The organism is Acidovorax sp. 1608163, from assembly GCF_003669015.1.
GTDB lineage: Bacteria > Pseudomonadota > Gammaproteobacteria > Burkholderiales > Burkholderiaceae_C > Acidovorax.
Genome location: NZ_CP033069.1, coordinates 4,474,550 through 4,490,714, shown reverse-complemented (window position 1 = coordinate 4,490,714; position 16,165 = coordinate 4,474,550). Strand labels below are relative to the sequence as shown.

Here is a 16,165-nt window from a genome sequence, read left to right as displayed (position 1 = left end):
GTGCCTCTCAGGGCTTGGCTGCAGATGCATCGGCTGCCGGGGCCGGAGCGGGCGTTGCAGCCTGTCCGGGCGCCTGCCATGGCACGGCTTTAACGGGAGTGCCTGGGGGCAGCATCTGCAGTTTCTGAAAGCCATCCACCATGACCTTTTCGCCCGCTTGCAGGCCTTCACGCACGACCCAGCGGTTGTTTTGTGCCGCACTGATCTTGACGGTGCGCTGGCTGATCTTTCCGTCATCACCCACCACGCTGACTGTGTCCCCTTGCTGCGTGCGCGTGACCGCTTGTTGAGGCAGCGTGATGGCATTGCTGGCCTGTGCCTGTTCCAGTCGCACACGCAGATACAGGCCTGGCAACAACTCGCCCTTGGGGTTGGGGACTTCTGCGCGCAAGGTCACCTGACCCGTGCTCGCGTCCACGGACAAATCAGAAAAAAGCAGCTTGCCTGCTTGGGCGTATTCAGTGCCATCGCTCAGGATCAAGCGAACGCTGGCGGCCTCCTTGCCGTCTGCGCGCTTGAACTGCCCGTTGGCCATGGCTTTGCGCAATTGCAAGATGTCGTTCGCAGACTGGGTGAAGTTCACGTACACCGGGTCAATCTGTTGAATCACCGCCAAAGGGGTTGCTTCCCCTTGGCCGACCAAGGCGCCCTCGGTTACCAAGGCACGCCCAATGCGCCCGGAAATGGGGGCCGAGACGCTGGCGTAACCCAGGTTGATGCCTGCCGTGCGCACGGCCGCCTTGGCCGAGGCCACATCGGCTTGAGATTGCTTGAGCGCCGCTTCGGCGTTCACATAGTCTTGCTTGCTGATGGCGTTGGCTTCGACGAGCGGGCGATAACGCTCCAGTTGGGCTTGGGTCTGCGCCAGGTTGGCTTCGGCTTTGGCCTGGCTGGCTTTGGCGCTGTCCAGGGCTGCTGCATATGGGGCCTCGTCGATTTTGAACAAAGACTGCCCAGCCTTGACATCGCTGCCCTCCTTGAAGGTTCGCTGCTGCAAGATCCCTGCAGCCCGAGCCCTCACTTGTGCAACGCGAGAGGCCTCTACACGCCCTGGCAGTTCGGTCACCAGCCCAATGTCGCCGGGCGTCGCTGTCACTGTTCCGACCTCTACTGCAGGCTTTTGGCCGCCTGCTCCAGCTGGTGCCGACGCCTCTTTGCCGCAAGCGGCTAGCAATAGGCTGGTTGCGACAAGGCTCCCGAGAAGCAGGTGCTGTGTTCTGTTGGATGTTTGTTGAACGGGTTGTTCATCATGCAAGCGAAGCATGGAAATCCTTTGGTGATGAGGCGAGAGGAGGGCTGATGTGCCCGTAGCCTGAAACAAGATGGCCACAAAAGATGGCAGGGGCGCGAAAACCCGACATGGCTGCTGAGAGATTATACATACAGTCATGAATGTATAATGAATTTGCAGCACGTGCTGGCGATGGCGGTGCTTGTAGAAATGGATGGCGAAATGGTTCGCAGAACAAAAGAAGATGCGGCGGCTACGCGCAATGGCCTGATTGATGCGGCCGAGCGTGTGTTTTGTGAGAAGGGCGTGTCGCGTGCGTCTTTAAGTGACATTGCCAGCGCTGCGGGGGCTACCCGCGGCGCGATCTACTGGCATTTCAAGGACAAGGTGGATCTGTTCAATGCCATGATGGATCGGGTGACTTTGCCGCTGGAGCAAGGGTGTGCTCAGTTTTCGTGTGTGGCGGGCGGAGATCCCGTAGGGCGCTTGCGCGCGGTCATGGCGTTTGTGCTTCATGCGGTGGCGTCCAATGCGCAGGCTCGGCGGGTTTTTGAGATTGCCATGTACAAGGTGGAGTACGTGGATGAAATGGCTGCGGTGCGGGATCGGCACATTGCCGCGTCGGGTAATTTCACTGCCCAGCTGGCTCGCGACTTTGCGCTGGCTGTGGAGGGGGGGCGATTGAGCATGCCCTTGTCTCCGCATGAGGCGGCTGTGTCATTGCATGCGCTGTTCGACGGGTTGATTCAAAACTGGATTCTTGGGCAGGGCGGGTTTGATCTGGTGAGTGTGGGGGGGCGTGCGACGGATGCTTTTTTGCAGGGGGTGGGGCTTTGCTGGCCCGTTGCTGACACGTAGTGCAAGGTGATCGCCTGGAGCGTTGCTCCGTGCGATAATCCATGGCTAACATGTGAATTCGTGCGGCTGTAGCTCAGTGGATAGAGTATTGGCCTCCGAAGCCAAGGGTCGTGGGTTCGATCCCCGCCAGCCGCACCAGATAAATATGTTGCTTGAATTTCGGGTTTTGTTCGGGTTTGCAAAAACCGTGCTAGAATTCAAGGCTGATCGGAGGGGTGCCCGAGTGGCTAAAGGGGGCAGACTGTAAATCTGTTGGCTTACGCCTACACTGGTTCGAATCCAGTCCCCTCCACCAAAATTTAGTGTGAGTTTGTCTGTTGGGTTGTGCAGGCTTCGCAGGAGTCGTTGGCTTGTGCGGGAGTAGTTCAATGGTAGAACCCTAGCCTTCCAAGCTAATGACGCGGGTTCGATTCCCGTCTCCCGCTCCACATTGTTTTGGTTTTGTAGTTTCGTCTGACATCATTGATGTGATGCTTGGATTGCCCATGTGGCTCAGTGGTAGAGCACTCCCTTGGTAAGGGAGAGGTCGCGGGTCCGATTCCCGCCATGGGCACCACTTTCGGGTGCGTCCGGTTCTGGTTGCGCCAAGATCCTGTTTTTTGAAATAGATATTTTTCGGAGTCGGAAAAATGGCAAAAGGAAAATTCGAACGCACCAAGCCCCACGTCAACGTGGGCACCATCGGTCACGTGGACCATGGCAAGACAACCCTGACGGCTGCTATCGCTACCGTGCTGTCTGCCAAGTTTGGCGGCGAAGCCAAGAAGTACGATGAAATCGACGCAGCGCCCGAAGAAAAGGCACGCGGCATTACCATCAACACTGCCCACGTTGAATACGAAACCGCCAACCGCCACTACGCTCACGTGGACTGCCCTGGCCACGCTGACTATGTGAAGAACATGATCACCGGCGCTGCCCAAATGGACGGCGCTATCTTGGTGTGCTCCGCTGCTGACGGCCCAATGCCCCAGACCCGCGAACACATCCTGCTGGCCCGCCAAGTGGGCGTGCCTTACATCATCGTGTTCCTGAACAAGTGCGACATGGTGGACGACGAAGAACTGCTGGAACTCGTCGAAATGGAAGTTCGCGAACTCCTGGACAAATACAGCTTCCCTGGCGACGACACCCCCATCGTGCGTGGTTCCGCCAAGCTGGCTCTGGAAGGCGACAAGGGCCCTCTGGGCGAACAAGCCATCGACAAGCTGGCCGAAGCCCTGGACACCTACATCCCTACGCCTGAGCGCGCTGTGGACGGTGCCTTCCTGATGCCTGTGGAAGACGTGTTCTCGATCTCCGGTCGTGGCACCGTGGTGACGGGCCGTATCGAGCGCGGCATCATCAAGGTCGGCGAAGAAATCGAAATCGTCGGTATCCGCGACACACAAAAGACCACCTGCACCGGCGTGGAAATGTTCCGCAAGCTGCTGGACCAAGGTCAAGCTGGCGACAACGTTGGCCTGCTGCTGCGCGGCACCAAGCGCGAAGACGTCGAGCGCGGCCAAGTGCTGTGCAAGCCCAACTCGATCAAGCCACACACCCACTTCACTGCCGAAGTGTATGTGCTGAGCAAGGACGAAGGCGGCCGTCACACGCCTTTCTTCAACAACTACCGTCCTCAGTTCTACTTCCGTACGACTGACGTGACTGGCGCCATCGAGCTGCCAGCCGACAAGGAAATGGTCATGCCTGGCGACAACGTGTCGATCACTGTGAAGCTGATCAACCCCATCGCTATGGAAGAAGGCCTGCGCTTTGCTATCCGCGAAGGCGGCCGCACTGTGGGCGCCGGCGTGGTTGCCAAGATCATTGCTTAATTAGTTTGTGTATAGGGGTATAGCTCAATTGGCAGAGCGTCGGTCTCCAAAACCGAAGGTTGTAGGTTCGATTCCTACTGCCCCTGCCACTTAAAGTGGCTCAATCAAAGCCCGCCAGGATCTGGCGGGCTTCGGTGTCTTGTGTGATGCCGTGTGAAATGAAGTGAAAGTATCAAACATGGCTGCCTCACAGGTTGAAACCGTAAGTTCCGGTGCGGACAAAGCAAAGCTCGCTGCTGCTGTTGCTTTGGTGCTAGCTGCTATTGCTGGTTTTTATTTGCTTGGAAAGCAAGGTGTATACGCTCAGTGGGCGGCCCTGATTGTCGGACTGTTGGCTGCTGTGGGCGTTTTCTTGGTTTCTGAGTCGGGCCGCCAGTTTGTTGCATTTGCGCGTGATGCTTGGCGCGAAGTCAAAAAAGTGGTTTGGCCAACCCGAAAAGAAACACTGCAAATAACGGCTTACGTTTTTGCCTTTGTGGTCATCATGGCCTTGTTTCTGTGGTTCACGGATAAAACGCTGGAATGGGTCTTTTACGACCTCATTTTGGGATGGAGAAAGTCATGACAACCGATGCAGTGGTGGCCGATGGCGGTGCGCCCGTTTCATCTACGCCCTCTAATCCTGATTTGCGTTGGTACATCGTTCATGCCTATTCGGGCATGGAAAAGGCGGTTGAGCGCAACATTGTCGAGCGCATCGGCCGCGCTGGCATGCAAGACAAATTTGGCCGAATTCTCGTCCCCACTGAAGAAGTGGTTGAGATGAAAAATGGCCAGAAGAAGACGACCGAGCGGCGTCTTTTTCCTGGGTATGTCTTTGTTGAAATGGTGATGGACGACGACACTTGGCACTTGGTGAAGCACACCAACAAAGTGACGGGTTTCGTTGGTGGGGTCAAGAATCGGCCTGCGCCCATCTCGGAAGACGAGGTGCAAAAGATCGTCAGCCAGATGCAGGAAGGCACTGACAAGCCACGCCACAAGGTCGAATTTATGGTGGGTGAGTTGGTGCGGGTCAAGGAGGGCCCATTCACTGACTTCAATGGCTCGGTCGAAGAAGTCAACTACGAAAAGAATCGTCTGCGCGTTTCTGTGATGATTTTTGGCCGGTCTACACCCGTCGAATTGGAATTTGGACAGGTTGAAAAAACCTGAGCCTAGTGGAATAAATACCTCGCATTTTTCGACTCGGTGCGAGAGGTTTTGTGAGTCGTTAACCCCCGGGGAGCCTGCTAGTGCATGTTGCATAGGCAGGCGTTACAACCCGCAAGGAGCAAAGCATGGCGAAGAAAATCGTCGGTTTTATCAAGCTGCAAGTCCCAGCAGGTAAGGCCAACCCATCCCCACCAATCGGCCCCGCACTGGGTCAGCGTGGCCTCAACATCATGGAGTTCTGCAAGGCATTCAATGCGCAGACCCAGGGCGTCGAGCCAGGCCTGCCATTGCCCGTGGTCATCACGGCTTTTGCGGACAAGAGCTTCACCTTCATCATCAAGACGCCGCCTGCGACGACTCTGATCAAGAAGGCCATCAAGCTCGAGAAGGGTTCTTCCAACCCTTTGAAGACCAAGGTCGGCAAGATCACTCGCGCACAGCTTGAAGAGATCGCGAAGACCAAGCTGAAGGATATGAACGCTGCCAACGTCGACGCCGCTGTGCGCACGCTGGCTGGCTCTGCACGCTCCATGGGCGTGACGGTGGAGGGTTTGTAAAATGGCCAAGCTGACAAAGAAGCAAAAAGCCCTGCAAGGCAAGGTCGACAGCACCAAGCTGTACGCTTTCGCTGAAGCAGTTGCAATCGTGAAAGAAGCTGCTACCGCCAAGTTTGATGAATCCATCGATGTGGCCGTTCAACTTGGCATTGATGCCAAGAAGTCGGACCAAGTGGTGCGTGGTGCTGTGGTGCTGCCTAACGGTACCGGCAAGACGACTCGCGTGGCCGTGTTCGCCCAAGGCGCCAAGGCTGAAGAAGCCAAGGCTGCAGGTGCCGACATCGTGGGTATGGACGACTTGGCCGCCATGGTCAAGGCCGGCGACATGCCTTTCGACGTGGTGATTGCTGCCCCTGACGCCATGCGCGTTGTGGGTACGCTGGGCCAGATCCTGGGTCCACGTGGCCTGATGCCTAATCCCAAGGTGGGTACCGTGACGCCTGACGTCGCTACGGCTGTGAAGAATGCCAAGGCGGGTCAAGTGCAATTCCGCGTCGACAAGGCTGGTATCGTGCACAGCACGATCGGTCGCCGTTCGTTCGACAACGAAAAGCTGCAAGGCAACCTGGCTGCGCTGATTGAAGCCCTGAACAAGGCCAAGCCAGCTACCAGCAAGGGTCTGTACCTGCGCAAGGTGGCTGTGTCCTCCACGATGGGCTTGGGTGTCCGCGTGGATACGCAAACCATCGCAGCATAATTGCAAAAAATCTTCAATCTTGCCTTCGGGCGAGATTGATGTGGTGGGCTGAGGCTACCTCGGTAGCTTCAGGCCATCCAAGACCGTTGGTGTGTGAGTTACTCGCGCTTAAAGCCAGAGATGGTGCCAACGCAGATGGCGATCCCGCTGCAGATGGAAATTTTCCAAAACAGTTGGTCGCTGCAACAAGAGCGCGCACAAGGCCATCGCCGAGTGCGCATTTTAAGGAGTAGACCTTGAGTCTTAATCGCAGTGAGAAAGAAGCGGTCATCAGTGAAGTGACCAGCCTCGCCGCTAAAGCTCAAACGCTCGTGATCGCGGAATACCGTGGCATCACGGTCGCCGACATGACCAAACTGCGCGTTGATGCACGCAGCAAGGGCGTCACCCTGAGTGTTCTGAAGAACACCCTGGCTCGCCGTGCTGTGGCTGGTAGCGCATTTGACGTTGTGGCCGACCAGATGACCGGTCCGCTGATCTATGGCTTCTCCGAAGACGCTGTGGCTGCCGCTAAGGTGGTGGCCGATTTCGCGAAAACCAACGACAAGTTGGTGATTCGCGGTGGCGCTTTCGGTGGCAAAGCCCTGGATGTCAACGGCGTTAAGCAACTGGCCAACATTCCTTCCAAGGAAGTTTTGCTGGCTCAGATTTGTGGCTTGCTTATGTCCCCCATGTCGCGTACAGCAGTTGTGCTGGGCGCGCTGGCGGCGAAAAAAGGCGAAGGCGCAGCCGAAACGGCCGCCGAACCTGTTGCGGCTTGATAGCCCGGCAGACAACCAACTAATTGTTAGGAAATAAAAATGGCATTCGATAAAGACGCATTTTTGACCGCTCTGGACAGCATGACGGTTCTGGAACTCAATGACCTGGTGAAGGCCATTGAAGAGAAGTTTGGCGTGAGCGCTGCAGCCATGGCTGCTCCTGCTGCCGCTGGTGGTGGCGCTGGCGCTGCTGCTGCTGAAGAAAAGACAGAATTCAATGTGGTGCTGACTGACGCTGGCGCCAACAAGGTTTCCGTCATCAAGGCAGTGCGCGAAATCACCGGCCTGGGCCTCAAGGAAGCCAAGGATCTGGTGGACGGCGCTCCAAAGAACGTCAAGGAAGCTATTGCCAAGGCTGACGCTGAAGCCGCAGTCAAGAAGCTGGTGGAAGCCGGTGCCAAGGCTGAACTGAAGTAATTCGGTCTCTTTCAAGGGCTGGAGTGCTCCTCAAGGGCCTCCAGCCTTTGGCGCTTTCAGAGCGCACCCGAAAAGTGACTTGATGCAGGGCGTTACGAGTCTGCAATGAGTTGAGTTTCGAGTGTCTTCTGACAACCCCGACAGCAGAAGATACCTTGGTTCGGGTGATGTGCAATGCATCGCCGTCCGCCATGGTTGGTAGTGGCCAACCGCCAAGCCCGCAAAGGAAAGCACCTTGCGGGTCAGTCGTCGAAGACCCAGGACTCATGTCTTTGCCCGGAGATCTCATGGCCTATTCCTATACCGAACGCAAGCGAATTCGCAAAAGTTTCGGCAGCCGCGACAGCGTGCTGGAAGTTCCTTATCTGCTGCAGATGCAGAAGGACGCATACACCGCCTTCCTGCAGGCAGATAAAGCACCTCAAAAGAGGACCATAGAAGGTTTGCAGGCTGCTTTTGATGCAGCCTTCCCTATCGTCTCGCACAATGGTTTTGTCGAGATGAAGTTCATTGAGTACAACTTGGCCAAGCCCGCGTTTGACGTGCGTGAGTGCCAGACTCGGGGCTTGACCTTTGCTTCGGCCGTGCGCGCCAAAGTGCAGCTGATCATCTATGACCGCGAGTCTTCGACTTCGCAGTCCAAGGTGGTGAAGGAAGTGAAAGAGCAAGAGGTCTACATGGGCGAAGTGCCCCTGATGACTGACAAGGGCTCGTTCATCATCAACGGCACTGAGCGCGTGATCGTGTCTCAGCTGCATCGCTCGCCTGGCGTGTTTTTTGAGCACGACAAGGGCAAGACCCACAGTTCCGGCAAGCTTCTGTTCTCGGCTCGCATCATTCCGTACCGCGGCTCGTGGCTGGATTTCGAGTTCGACCCCAAGGACATCTTGTACTTCCGTGTGGACCGCCGTCGCAAGATGCCGGTTACGACGCTGCTCAAGGCCATTGGCCTGAACCCTGAATCCATCCTGGCGAACTTCTTCGTCAATGACAATTTCCGTCTGATGGACAGCGGCGCACAAATGGAATTTGTGTCCGAGCGTTTGCGTGGCGAAGTGGCACGTTTCGACATCACCGACAAGTCCGGCAAGGTCGTTGTGGCCAAGGACAAGCGCGTCACGGCCCGTCACACCCGTGAACTGGAACAATCGGGTACTACGCACATCAGCGTGCCCGAAGACTTCCTGATTGGTCGCGTCGTTGCCCGCAACATCGTTGATGCCGATACCGGCGAAATCATCGCCAAGGCCAATGAAGAGTTGACCGAAGCGTTGCTCAAGAAGCTGCGCTCTGCCGGCGTGCAGGACCTCCAGGTCATCTATACCAATGAACTGGACCAAGGCGCCTACATCTCGCAGACTCTGCGCATCGATGAAACCGTGGACGAGTTTGCCGCCCGCGTGGCCATCTACCGCATGATGCGCCCAGGCGAGCCACCCACCGAAGACGCAGTGCAGGCCCTGTTCCAGCGCCTGTTCTACAACCCCGACACGTACGACCTGTCGCGCGTGGGCCGCATGAAGTTCAACGCCAAGATTGGCCGCGACGAATCCACCGGCCCCATGGTGCTGTCCAACGAAGACATCTTGGCCGTGGTCAAGATCTTGGTGGACCTGCGCAACGGCAACGGCGAAGTCGATGACATTGATCACTTGGGCAACCGCCGCGTGCGTTGCGTGGGCGAACTGGCCGAAAACCAGTACCGCACAGGCTTGGCACGTATTGAGAAAGCCGTGAAGGAGCGTCTGGGCCAGGCCGAGCAAGAGCCTCTGATGCCCCATGACCTGATCAACAGCAAGCCGATTTCGGCTGCTCTGAAGGAATTCTTCGGCGCATCTCAGCTGTCGCAGTTCATGGACCAGACCAACCCGCTGGCCGAAATCACGCACAAGCGCCGTGTGTCCGCTCTGGGCCCAGGCGGTTTGACCCGTGAGCGCGCAGGCTTTGAAGTGCGTGACGTGCACGTGACCCACTACGGTCGCGTTTGCCCAATCGAAACGCCTGAAGGTCCAAACATTGGTCTGATCAACTCGCTGGCTTTGTACGCCCGCTTGAACGAGTACGGCTTCATCGAGACGCCTTACCGCCGCGTTGTGGATGGCAAGATCACCAACGAAATCGACTACCTGTCGGCCATTGAAGAAGGCAAGTACGTGATCGCTCAGGCGAACGCGCAGCTCGACAAGGATGGTCGCCTCACCGGTGATCTGGTGTCTGCTCGTGAAAAGGGTGAATCCATCTTGTGCGGCGCGGACCGAGTGCAGTACATGGACGTGTCGCCCGCGCAGATCGTGTCGGTGGCTGCCTCGCTGGTGCCATTCCTGGAGCACGATGACGCGAACCGCGCGTTGATGGGCGCCAACATGTCGCGCCAGGCTGTACCTGTGCTGCGTCCTGAGAAACCACTGGTGGGTACCGGTATCGAGCGCGTGGCCGCTGTGGATTCGGGCACTGTGGTCACGGCCACCCGTGGTGGTGTGGTGGACTACGTCGATGCGACCCGCATTGTGGTGCGCGTGAACGACGACGAAGCTGTGGCCGGTGAAGTGGGTGTGGACATCTACAACCTCATCAAGTACCAGCGTTCCAACCAGAACACCAACATCCACCAGCGTCCCATCGTGAAGAAGGGTGACAAGCTGGTCAAGGGTGACGTGGTGGCCGACGGCGCATCGACGGACTTTGGCGAAATCGCCATCGGCCAGAACATGTTGATCGCCTTCATGCCCTGGAACGGCTACAACTTCGAAGATTCGATCCTGATCTCCGAGCGTGTGGTGTCGGAAGACCGCTACACCTCGATCCACATCGAAGAACTGGTTGTGATGGCCCGTGACACGAAGCTGGGTGCGGAAGAAATCACGCGCGACATTCCGAACCTGTCGGAACAGCAACTCAACCGTCTGGACGAGTCCGGCATCATCTACGTGGGTGCAGAAGTGCAACCCGGCGACACGCTGGTGGGCAAGGTTACGCCCAAGGGCGAGACCACCCTCACGCCCGAAGAGAAGCTGCTGCGCGCCATCTTCGGTGAGAAGGCATCTGACGTGAAGGACACCTCGCTGCGCGTGGACCAAGGTTCCTCCGGCACCGTGATCGATGTGCAAGTGTTCACCCGCGAAGGCATCCAGCGCGACAAGCGCGCCCAGCAGATCATCGACGATGAACTCAAGCGCTTCCGTCTGGACCTGAACGACCAGCTGCGTATCGTGGAAGCCGACGCTTTCGACCGTATCGAGAAGCTGCTGACCGGCCGCGTGGCCAACGGTGGCCCACAAAAGCTGGCCAAGGGCACCAAGCTCGACAAGGCGTACCTGTCGTCGGTGGAAAAATTCCACTGGTTCGACATCCGTCCTGCCGAAGACGAAGTCGCCACCCAGCTCGAATCCATCAAGAACGCGCTGGAGCAAACCCGCCACAGCTTCGACCTGGCTTTTGAAGAAAAGCGCAAGAAGCTCACGCAAGGTGACGAGCTGCCTGCTGGCGTGCTGAAGATGGTCAAGGTGTACCTGGCCGTCAAGCGCCGCCTGCAGCCTGGCGACAAGATGGCCGGCCGCCACGGTAACAAGGGTGTGGTCTCCAAGATCGTGCCCGTTGAAGACATGCCTTACATGGCCGACGGCACGCCTGCCGACATCGTTTTGAACCCGCTGGGCGTGCCTTCGCGGATGAACATTGGTCAGGTGCTGGAAGTTCACTTGGGCTGGGCTGGCAAGGGCATTGGCCAACGCCTGGGCGACATGCTGCAGGAAGAGGCCAAGGCTTCTGAGCTGCGCACCTTCCTGGAAGAGGTCTACAACTCCCGTGGCCGCAAGGAAGACCTGTCGCAGCTGTCTGACGACGAGCTGGTGGCCATGGCGCAGAACCTGACTTCGGGCGTGCCTTACGCAACCCCCGTGTTCGACGGTGCTTCGGAAGAAGAAATCAAGGACATGCTGAAGATTGCATACCCTGATGACATCGCCGCACGCAAGGGCCTGACACCGACACGCACGCAGGCATACCTGCACGATGGCCGCACGGGTGACCGCTTTGAGCGCCCCACCACCATCGGCTACATGCACTACCTGAAGCTGCACCACTTGGTGGACGACAAGATGCACGCCCGCTCGACCGGCCCGTACTCGCTCGTCACGCAACAGCCGCTGGGCGGCAAGGCCCAGTTCGGTGGCCAGCGTTTCGGGGAAATGGAAGTGTGGGCGCTGGAAGCTTACGGCGCCGCCTACGTGCTGCAGGAGATGCTGACCGTGAAGTCCGACGACGTGGTGGGCCGTACCAAGGTGTACGAATCCATCGTCAAGGGCGAACACGCCATCGAAGCCGGCATGCCGGAATCGTTCAACGTGCTGGTCAAGGAAATCCGTTCGCTGGGCCTGGACATCGAGCTGGAACGCTCCTAAGCAGAAAAGGAAAGAGTCACTATGAAATCGCTACTCGACCTGTTCAAGCAATTCACGCCGGACGAGCATTTCGATGCCATCCGCATCGGCATGGCTTCGCCCGAAAAGATCCGTTCGTGGTCTTTCGGCGAAGTGAAGAAGCCTGAAACCATCAACTACCGCACGTTCAAGCCCGAGCGCGACGGTTTGTTCTGCGCCAAGATCTTCGGCCCCATCAAGGACTACGAATGCCTGTGCGGCAAGTACAAGCGTTTGAAGCACCGCGGCGTGATCTGCGAGAAGTGCGGCGTTGAAGTCACACAGACCAAAGTGCGCCGCGAGCGCATGGGTCACATCGATCTGGCCGCGCCTTGCGCCCACATCTGGTTCCTGAAGTCGCTGCCATCGCGTCTGGGCCTGGTGCTCGACATGACGCTGCGCGACATCGAACGCGTGCTGTACTTCGAAGCCTACGTGGTGACCGACCCTGGCATGACGCCGCTGAAGAAGTTCAGCATCATGTCCGAGGACGACTATGACGCCAAGCGCAAGGAATACGGCGACGAGTTCATCGCCAAGATGGGCGCCGAAGGCATCAAGGACCTGCTGGAATCCATCGACATTGACCTGTCGATCGAACGCCTGCGCGGTGACCTGACCGGCTCCGAAGTCAAGGTCAAGAAGAACGCCAAGCGCTTGAAGGTGCTCGAGGCCTTCAAGAAGTCGGGCATCAAGCCCGAGTGGATGGTGCTCGAAGTGCTGCCCGTGCTGCCACCCGACCTGCGTCCGCTGGTGCCGCTCGATGGCGGCCGCTTCGCGACCTCCGACCTGAACGATCTGTACCGCCGCGTCATCAACCGCAACTCGCGTCTGCGCCGCCTGCTGGAGCTGAAGGCCCCTGAAATCATCGCCCGCAACGAAAAGCGGATGCTGCAGGAAGCCGTCGACTCGCTGCTGGACAACGGCCGCCGTGGCAAGGCCATGACGGGCGCCAACAAGCGTGCCCTGAAGTCGCTGGCCGACATGATCAAGGGCAAGTCGGGCCGTTTCCGTCAGAACTTGCTGGGCAAGCGCGTGGACTACTCCGGTCGTTCCGTGATTACCGTGGGCCCAACGCTCAAGCTGCACCAGTGCGGTCTGCCCAAGCTGATGGCTCTGGAGCTGTTCAAGCCTTTCATCTTCTCGCGCCTGGAAGCCATGGGCATCGCGACGACGATCAAGGCCGCCAAGAAGGAAGTCGAATCCGGCACCCCCGTGGTGTGGGACATCCTGGAAGAGGTCATCAAAGAGCACCCCGTGATGCTGAACCGTGCGCCTACGCTGCACCGTTTGGGCATCCAGGCCTTTGAGCCCATCCTGATCGAAGGCAAGGCCATCCAGCTGCACCCCCTCGTCTGCGCGGCCTTCAACGCCGACTTCGACGGTGACCAGATGGCTGTCCACGTCCCGCTGTCGGTGGAAGCGCAGATGGAAGCTCGCACTCTGATGCTGGCCTCCAATAACGTGCTGTTCCCCGCCTCGGGCGAGCCTTCCATCGTTCCTTCGCAGGACGTGGTGCTGGGCCTGTACTACGCCACCCGTGACCGTATCAACGGCAAGGGCGAAGGCCTGGTGTTCGCTGACACCGGTGAAGTGCAGCGTGCCCTGGACGCTGGCCAGGTCGAGCTGGCTGCCAAGATCACGGTGCGCATGACCGAGTGGACCAAGGACAAGGCCACGGGCGAATTTGTGCCCTCGACCTCGTTGGTGGAAACCACTGTGGGCCGCGCACTGCTGTCCGAGATCCTGCCAAAGGGCCTGCCGTTCTCCAACATGAACAAGGCGCTCAAGAAGAAGGAAATCTCGCGCCTGATCAACGTGTCCTTCCGCAAGTGTGGTTTGAAGGAAACGGTGGTGTTTGCCGACAAGCTGCTGCAAAACGGTTTCCGTCTGGCCACCCGCGCTGGTATCTCCATCTGTATCGATGACATGTTGGTGCCTCCACAAAAGGCCGGCATCATTGAGCGCTCCGAAAAGGAAGTGAAAGAGATCGAGCAGCAGTACGTCTCCGGTCTGGTCACCTCTGGCGAGCGCTACAACAAGGTGGTGGACATCTGGGGCAAGGCCGGCGACGACGTGTCCAAGGTGATGATGGCCCAGCTCTCGAAGCAAAAGGTGATGGACCGTCACGGCAACGAGGTGGACCAGGAATCCTTCAACTCCATCTACATGATGGCCGACTCCGGCGCCCGTGGCTCTGCAGCCCAGATCCGTCAGGTGGCCGGTATGCGGGGTCTGATGGCCAAGCCAGACGGCTCGATCATTGAAACGCCTATCACCGCGAATTTCCGCGAAGGTCTGAACGTGTTGGAGTACTTCATCTCCACCCACGGTGCCCGTAAGGGTCTGGCCGACACGGCGCTGAAGACGGCCAACTCCGGTTACCTGACCCGCCGCTTGGTGGACGTGACGCAGGACTTGGTAGTGACCGAAGAGGATTGCGGCACTTCCAATGGCTCGCTGATGCGCGCCATCGTTGAAGGTGGTGAAGTGATCGAATCGCTGCGCGACCGTATCCTCGGCCGCACGGCAGCGGAAGATGTGCTGCACCCCGAAAACCGCTCGGTCCTGATCCCTGCAGGCACGATGCTGGAAGAAGACCTGATCGAAGAGATCGAGGCTGTGGGCGTGGACGAAGTGAAGGTGCGCACGGCCCTGACCTGCGAAACACGCTTTGGCCTGTGCGCCAAGTGCTATGGTCGCGACTTGGGCCGTGGCGGTTTGATCAACCTCGGCGAAGCCGTGGGTGTGATCGCTGCCCAGTCCATCGGCGAGCCCGGCACGCAGCTGACCATGCGTACGTTCCACATCGGTGGTGCTGCTTCGCGTGCCGCCATCGCTTCGAGCGTGGAAGCCAAGTCCAACGGCGTGATCGGCTTCAACGCCACGATGCGCTACGTGAGCAACACCAAGGGCGAGCTGGTGGTGATTGCGCGTTCGGGTGAAATCATCATCCACGACGAGCATGGCCGCGAGCGTGAACGCCACAAGGTGCCTTACGGTGCAACCCTGACGGTGAAGGCCGACCAGACCATCAAGGCTGGCACCATCCTCGCCAACTGGGATCCGCTGACGCGCCCCATCATCACCGAGTTCGCCGGTCAGACCAAGTTCGAAAACGTCGAAGAAGGCCTCACCGTTGCCAAGCAGGTTGATGAAGTGACCGGCTTGTCCACTCTGGTGGTGATCGACCCCAAGCGCCGTGGCGCTGCCAAGGTCGTCCGCCCCCAAGTGAAGCTGATCGACGCCCAAGGCCAAGAAGTGAAGATCCCTGGCACCGACCACTCGGTGACCATCGGCTTCCAGGTGGGTGCGCTGATCCAGGTGCGCGATGGCCAGGACGTGGGCCCCGGCGAAGTGCTGGCCCGTATCCCGGTCGAAGGTCAGAAGACCCGCGACATTACCGGCGGTCTGCCCCGTGTGGCCGAACTGTTCGAAGCCCGCACTCCGAAGGACAAGGGCACGCTGGCAGAAATGACCGGCACCATTTCGTTCGGTAAGGAAACCAAGGGCAAGGTCCGCTTGCAGATCACCGACCCTGAAGGCAAGGTGTGGGAAGAGCTCGTGCCCAAGGAAAAGAACATCCTGGTGCACGAAGGCCAAGTGGTCAACAAGGGCGAATCGATTGTGGACGGCCCCGCCGACCCACAAGACATCCTGCGCCTGTTGGGCATCGAAGAGCTGTCGCGCTACATCGTGGACGAAGTGCAGGACGTGTATCGCTTGCAAGGCGTGAAGATCAACGACAAGCACATTGAAGTGATTGTTCGCCAGATGCTGCGCCGTGTGGTGGTCGAGAACGTCGGTGAGTCCAACTACATCAGCGGTGAACAGGTCGAGCGCTCCGAGATCCTGAACACCAACGATGCACTGCAGTCCGAAGGCAAGATCACTGCGACCTACAGCAACTTGCTGCTGGGTATCACGAAGGCTTCGCTGTCCACCGACTCGTTCATCTCGGCCGCTTCCTTCCAGGAAACCACCCGCGTGCTGACCGAAGCCGCGATCATGGGCAAGAAGGACGAGCTGCGCGGTCTGAAGGAAAACGTGATCGTGGGCCGCCTGATCCCTGCCGGTACCGGCATGGCTTACCACCAGGCACGCAAGGCCAAGGACGCCATGGACGACGCCGAGCGCCGCGCCATCGCCGAAGCCGAAGCGGCTGAAATGGCTGCCTCTGCGGACGAGCCAGAATCAGAAAGCAGCGTGTCTGCCTCTGACGCCGCTGCAGACTAAGCCTTTGGGCGCCGT

Annotated in this window: 11 protein-coding genes and 5 tRNA genes; 15 read left to right on the top strand and 1 reads right to left on the bottom strand. The window is 58.5% G+C overall.

Features of this window, described 5'->3' with window-relative positions; all coding sequences use genetic code 11:
- Positions 1-7 precede the first annotated feature (7 nt).
- On the bottom strand, positions 8-1,264 hold the full coding sequence (locus EAG14_RS19965; protein ID WP_099657616.1) for an efflux RND transporter periplasmic adaptor subunit: 1,257 nt from the start codon (positions 1,262-1,264) through the stop codon (positions 8-10).
- A gap of 189 nt (positions 1,265-1,453) precedes the next feature.
- Between EAG14_RS19965 and EAG14_RS19960 the strand changes: the two genes are divergently transcribed.
- From EAG14_RS19960 to rpoC, 15 genes are all read left to right on the top strand, one after another.
- Complete coding sequence (locus tag EAG14_RS19960; protein WP_121730571.1) at positions 1,454-2,089, top strand: TetR family transcriptional regulator; 636 nt, start codon at positions 1,454-1,456, stop codon at positions 2,087-2,089.
- 62 nt (positions 2,090-2,151) lie between these two features.
- A tRNA-Arg gene (locus tag EAG14_RS19955) sits at positions 2,152-2,227 on the top strand.
- A gap of 71 nt (positions 2,228-2,298) precedes the next feature.
- A tRNA-Tyr gene (locus EAG14_RS19950) sits at positions 2,299-2,384 on the top strand.
- A gap of 59 nt (positions 2,385-2,443) precedes the next feature.
- A tRNA-Gly gene (locus EAG14_RS19945) sits at positions 2,444-2,517 on the top strand.
- 53 nt (positions 2,518-2,570) lie between these two features.
- Positions 2,571-2,645: transfer RNA gene (locus tag EAG14_RS19940), tRNA-Thr, on the top strand.
- Between the two features lie 73 nt (positions 2,646-2,718).
- Positions 2,719-3,909 (top strand): elongation factor Tu, encoded by a 1,191-nt coding sequence (gene tuf, locus EAG14_RS19935; protein ID WP_099657583.1) that lies wholly within the window; start codon positions 2,719-2,721, stop codon positions 3,907-3,909.
- A gap of 13 nt (positions 3,910-3,922) precedes the next feature.
- Positions 3,923-3,998: transfer RNA gene (locus tag EAG14_RS19930), tRNA-Trp, on the top strand.
- Positions 3,999-4,087: 89 nt separating this feature from the next.
- Positions 4,088-4,474 (top strand): preprotein translocase subunit SecE, encoded by a 387-nt coding sequence (gene secE / locus EAG14_RS19925; RefSeq protein ID WP_121729916.1) that lies wholly within the window; start codon positions 4,088-4,090, stop codon positions 4,472-4,474.
- Entirely contained in the window at positions 4,471-5,064 is a 594-nt protein-coding gene (gene nusG / locus EAG14_RS19920; RefSeq protein WP_099657618.1) for a transcription termination/antitermination protein NusG, read from the top strand. The genes secE and nusG overlap by 4 nt, the downstream gene beginning before the upstream one ends.
- A gap of 125 nt (positions 5,065-5,189) precedes the next feature.
- Positions 5,190-5,621: a 50S ribosomal protein L11 gene (gene rplK, locus EAG14_RS19915; protein ID WP_099657619.1), complete on the top strand. Its 432-nt coding sequence runs from the start codon at positions 5,190-5,192 to the stop codon at positions 5,619-5,621.
- Between the two features lies 1 nt (position 5,622).
- Positions 5,623-6,318, top strand: a complete 696-nt coding sequence (gene rplA / locus EAG14_RS19910; protein ID WP_099657620.1) for a 50S ribosomal protein L1 — start codon at positions 5,623-5,625, stop codon at positions 6,316-6,318.
- A gap of 236 nt (positions 6,319-6,554) precedes the next feature.
- Positions 6,555-7,079, top strand: a complete 525-nt coding sequence (gene rplJ / locus EAG14_RS19905) for a 50S ribosomal protein L10 (protein WP_056165010.1) — start codon at positions 6,555-6,557, stop codon at positions 7,077-7,079.
- Between the two features lie 39 nt (positions 7,080-7,118).
- Entirely contained in the window at positions 7,119-7,496 is a 378-nt protein-coding gene (gene rplL / locus EAG14_RS19900; protein WP_099657622.1) for a 50S ribosomal protein L7/L12, read from the top strand.
- Between the two features lie 287 nt (positions 7,497-7,783).
- Entirely contained in the window at positions 7,784-11,896 is a 4,113-nt protein-coding gene (rpoB, locus tag EAG14_RS19895; RefSeq protein ID WP_099657623.1) for a DNA-directed RNA polymerase subunit beta, read from the top strand.
- Between the two features lie 21 nt (positions 11,897-11,917).
- Positions 11,918-16,150: a DNA-directed RNA polymerase subunit beta' gene (gene rpoC, locus EAG14_RS19890; protein ID WP_099657624.1), complete on the top strand. Its 4,233-nt coding sequence runs from the start codon at positions 11,918-11,920 to the stop codon at positions 16,148-16,150.
- The last annotated feature ends 15 nt before the right edge of the window (positions 16,151-16,165 follow it).

Bases quoted from the DNA above. Each gene is read 5' to 3' on its own strand.
- EAG14_RS19965 (WP_099657616.1), bottom strand. From the start codon at position 1,264: ATGCTTCGCTTGCATGATGAACAACCCGTTCAACAAACATCCAACAGA.
- EAG14_RS19960 (WP_121730571.1), top strand. From the start codon at position 1,454: ATGGTTCGCAGAACAAAAGAAGATGCGGCGGCTACGCGCAATGGCCTG.
- tuf (WP_099657583.1), top strand. From the start codon at position 2,719: ATGGCAAAAGGAAAATTCGAACGCACCAAGCCCCACGTCAACGTGGGC.
- secE (WP_121729916.1), top strand. From the start codon at position 4,088: ATGGCTGCCTCACAGGTTGAAACCGTAAGTTCCGGTGCGGACAAAGCA.
- nusG (WP_099657618.1), top strand. From the start codon at position 4,471: ATGACAACCGATGCAGTGGTGGCCGATGGCGGTGCGCCCGTTTCATCT.
- rplK (WP_099657619.1), top strand. From the start codon at position 5,190: ATGGCGAAGAAAATCGTCGGTTTTATCAAGCTGCAAGTCCCAGCAGGT.
- rplA (WP_099657620.1), top strand. From the start codon at position 5,623: ATGGCCAAGCTGACAAAGAAGCAAAAAGCCCTGCAAGGCAAGGTCGAC.
- rplL (WP_099657622.1), top strand. From the start codon at position 7,119: ATGGCATTCGATAAAGACGCATTTTTGACCGCTCTGGACAGCATGACG.
- rpoB (WP_099657623.1), top strand. From the start codon at position 7,784: ATGGCCTATTCCTATACCGAACGCAAGCGAATTCGCAAAAGTTTCGGC.
- rpoC (WP_099657624.1), top strand. From the start codon at position 11,918: ATGAAATCGCTACTCGACCTGTTCAAGCAATTCACGCCGGACGAGCAT.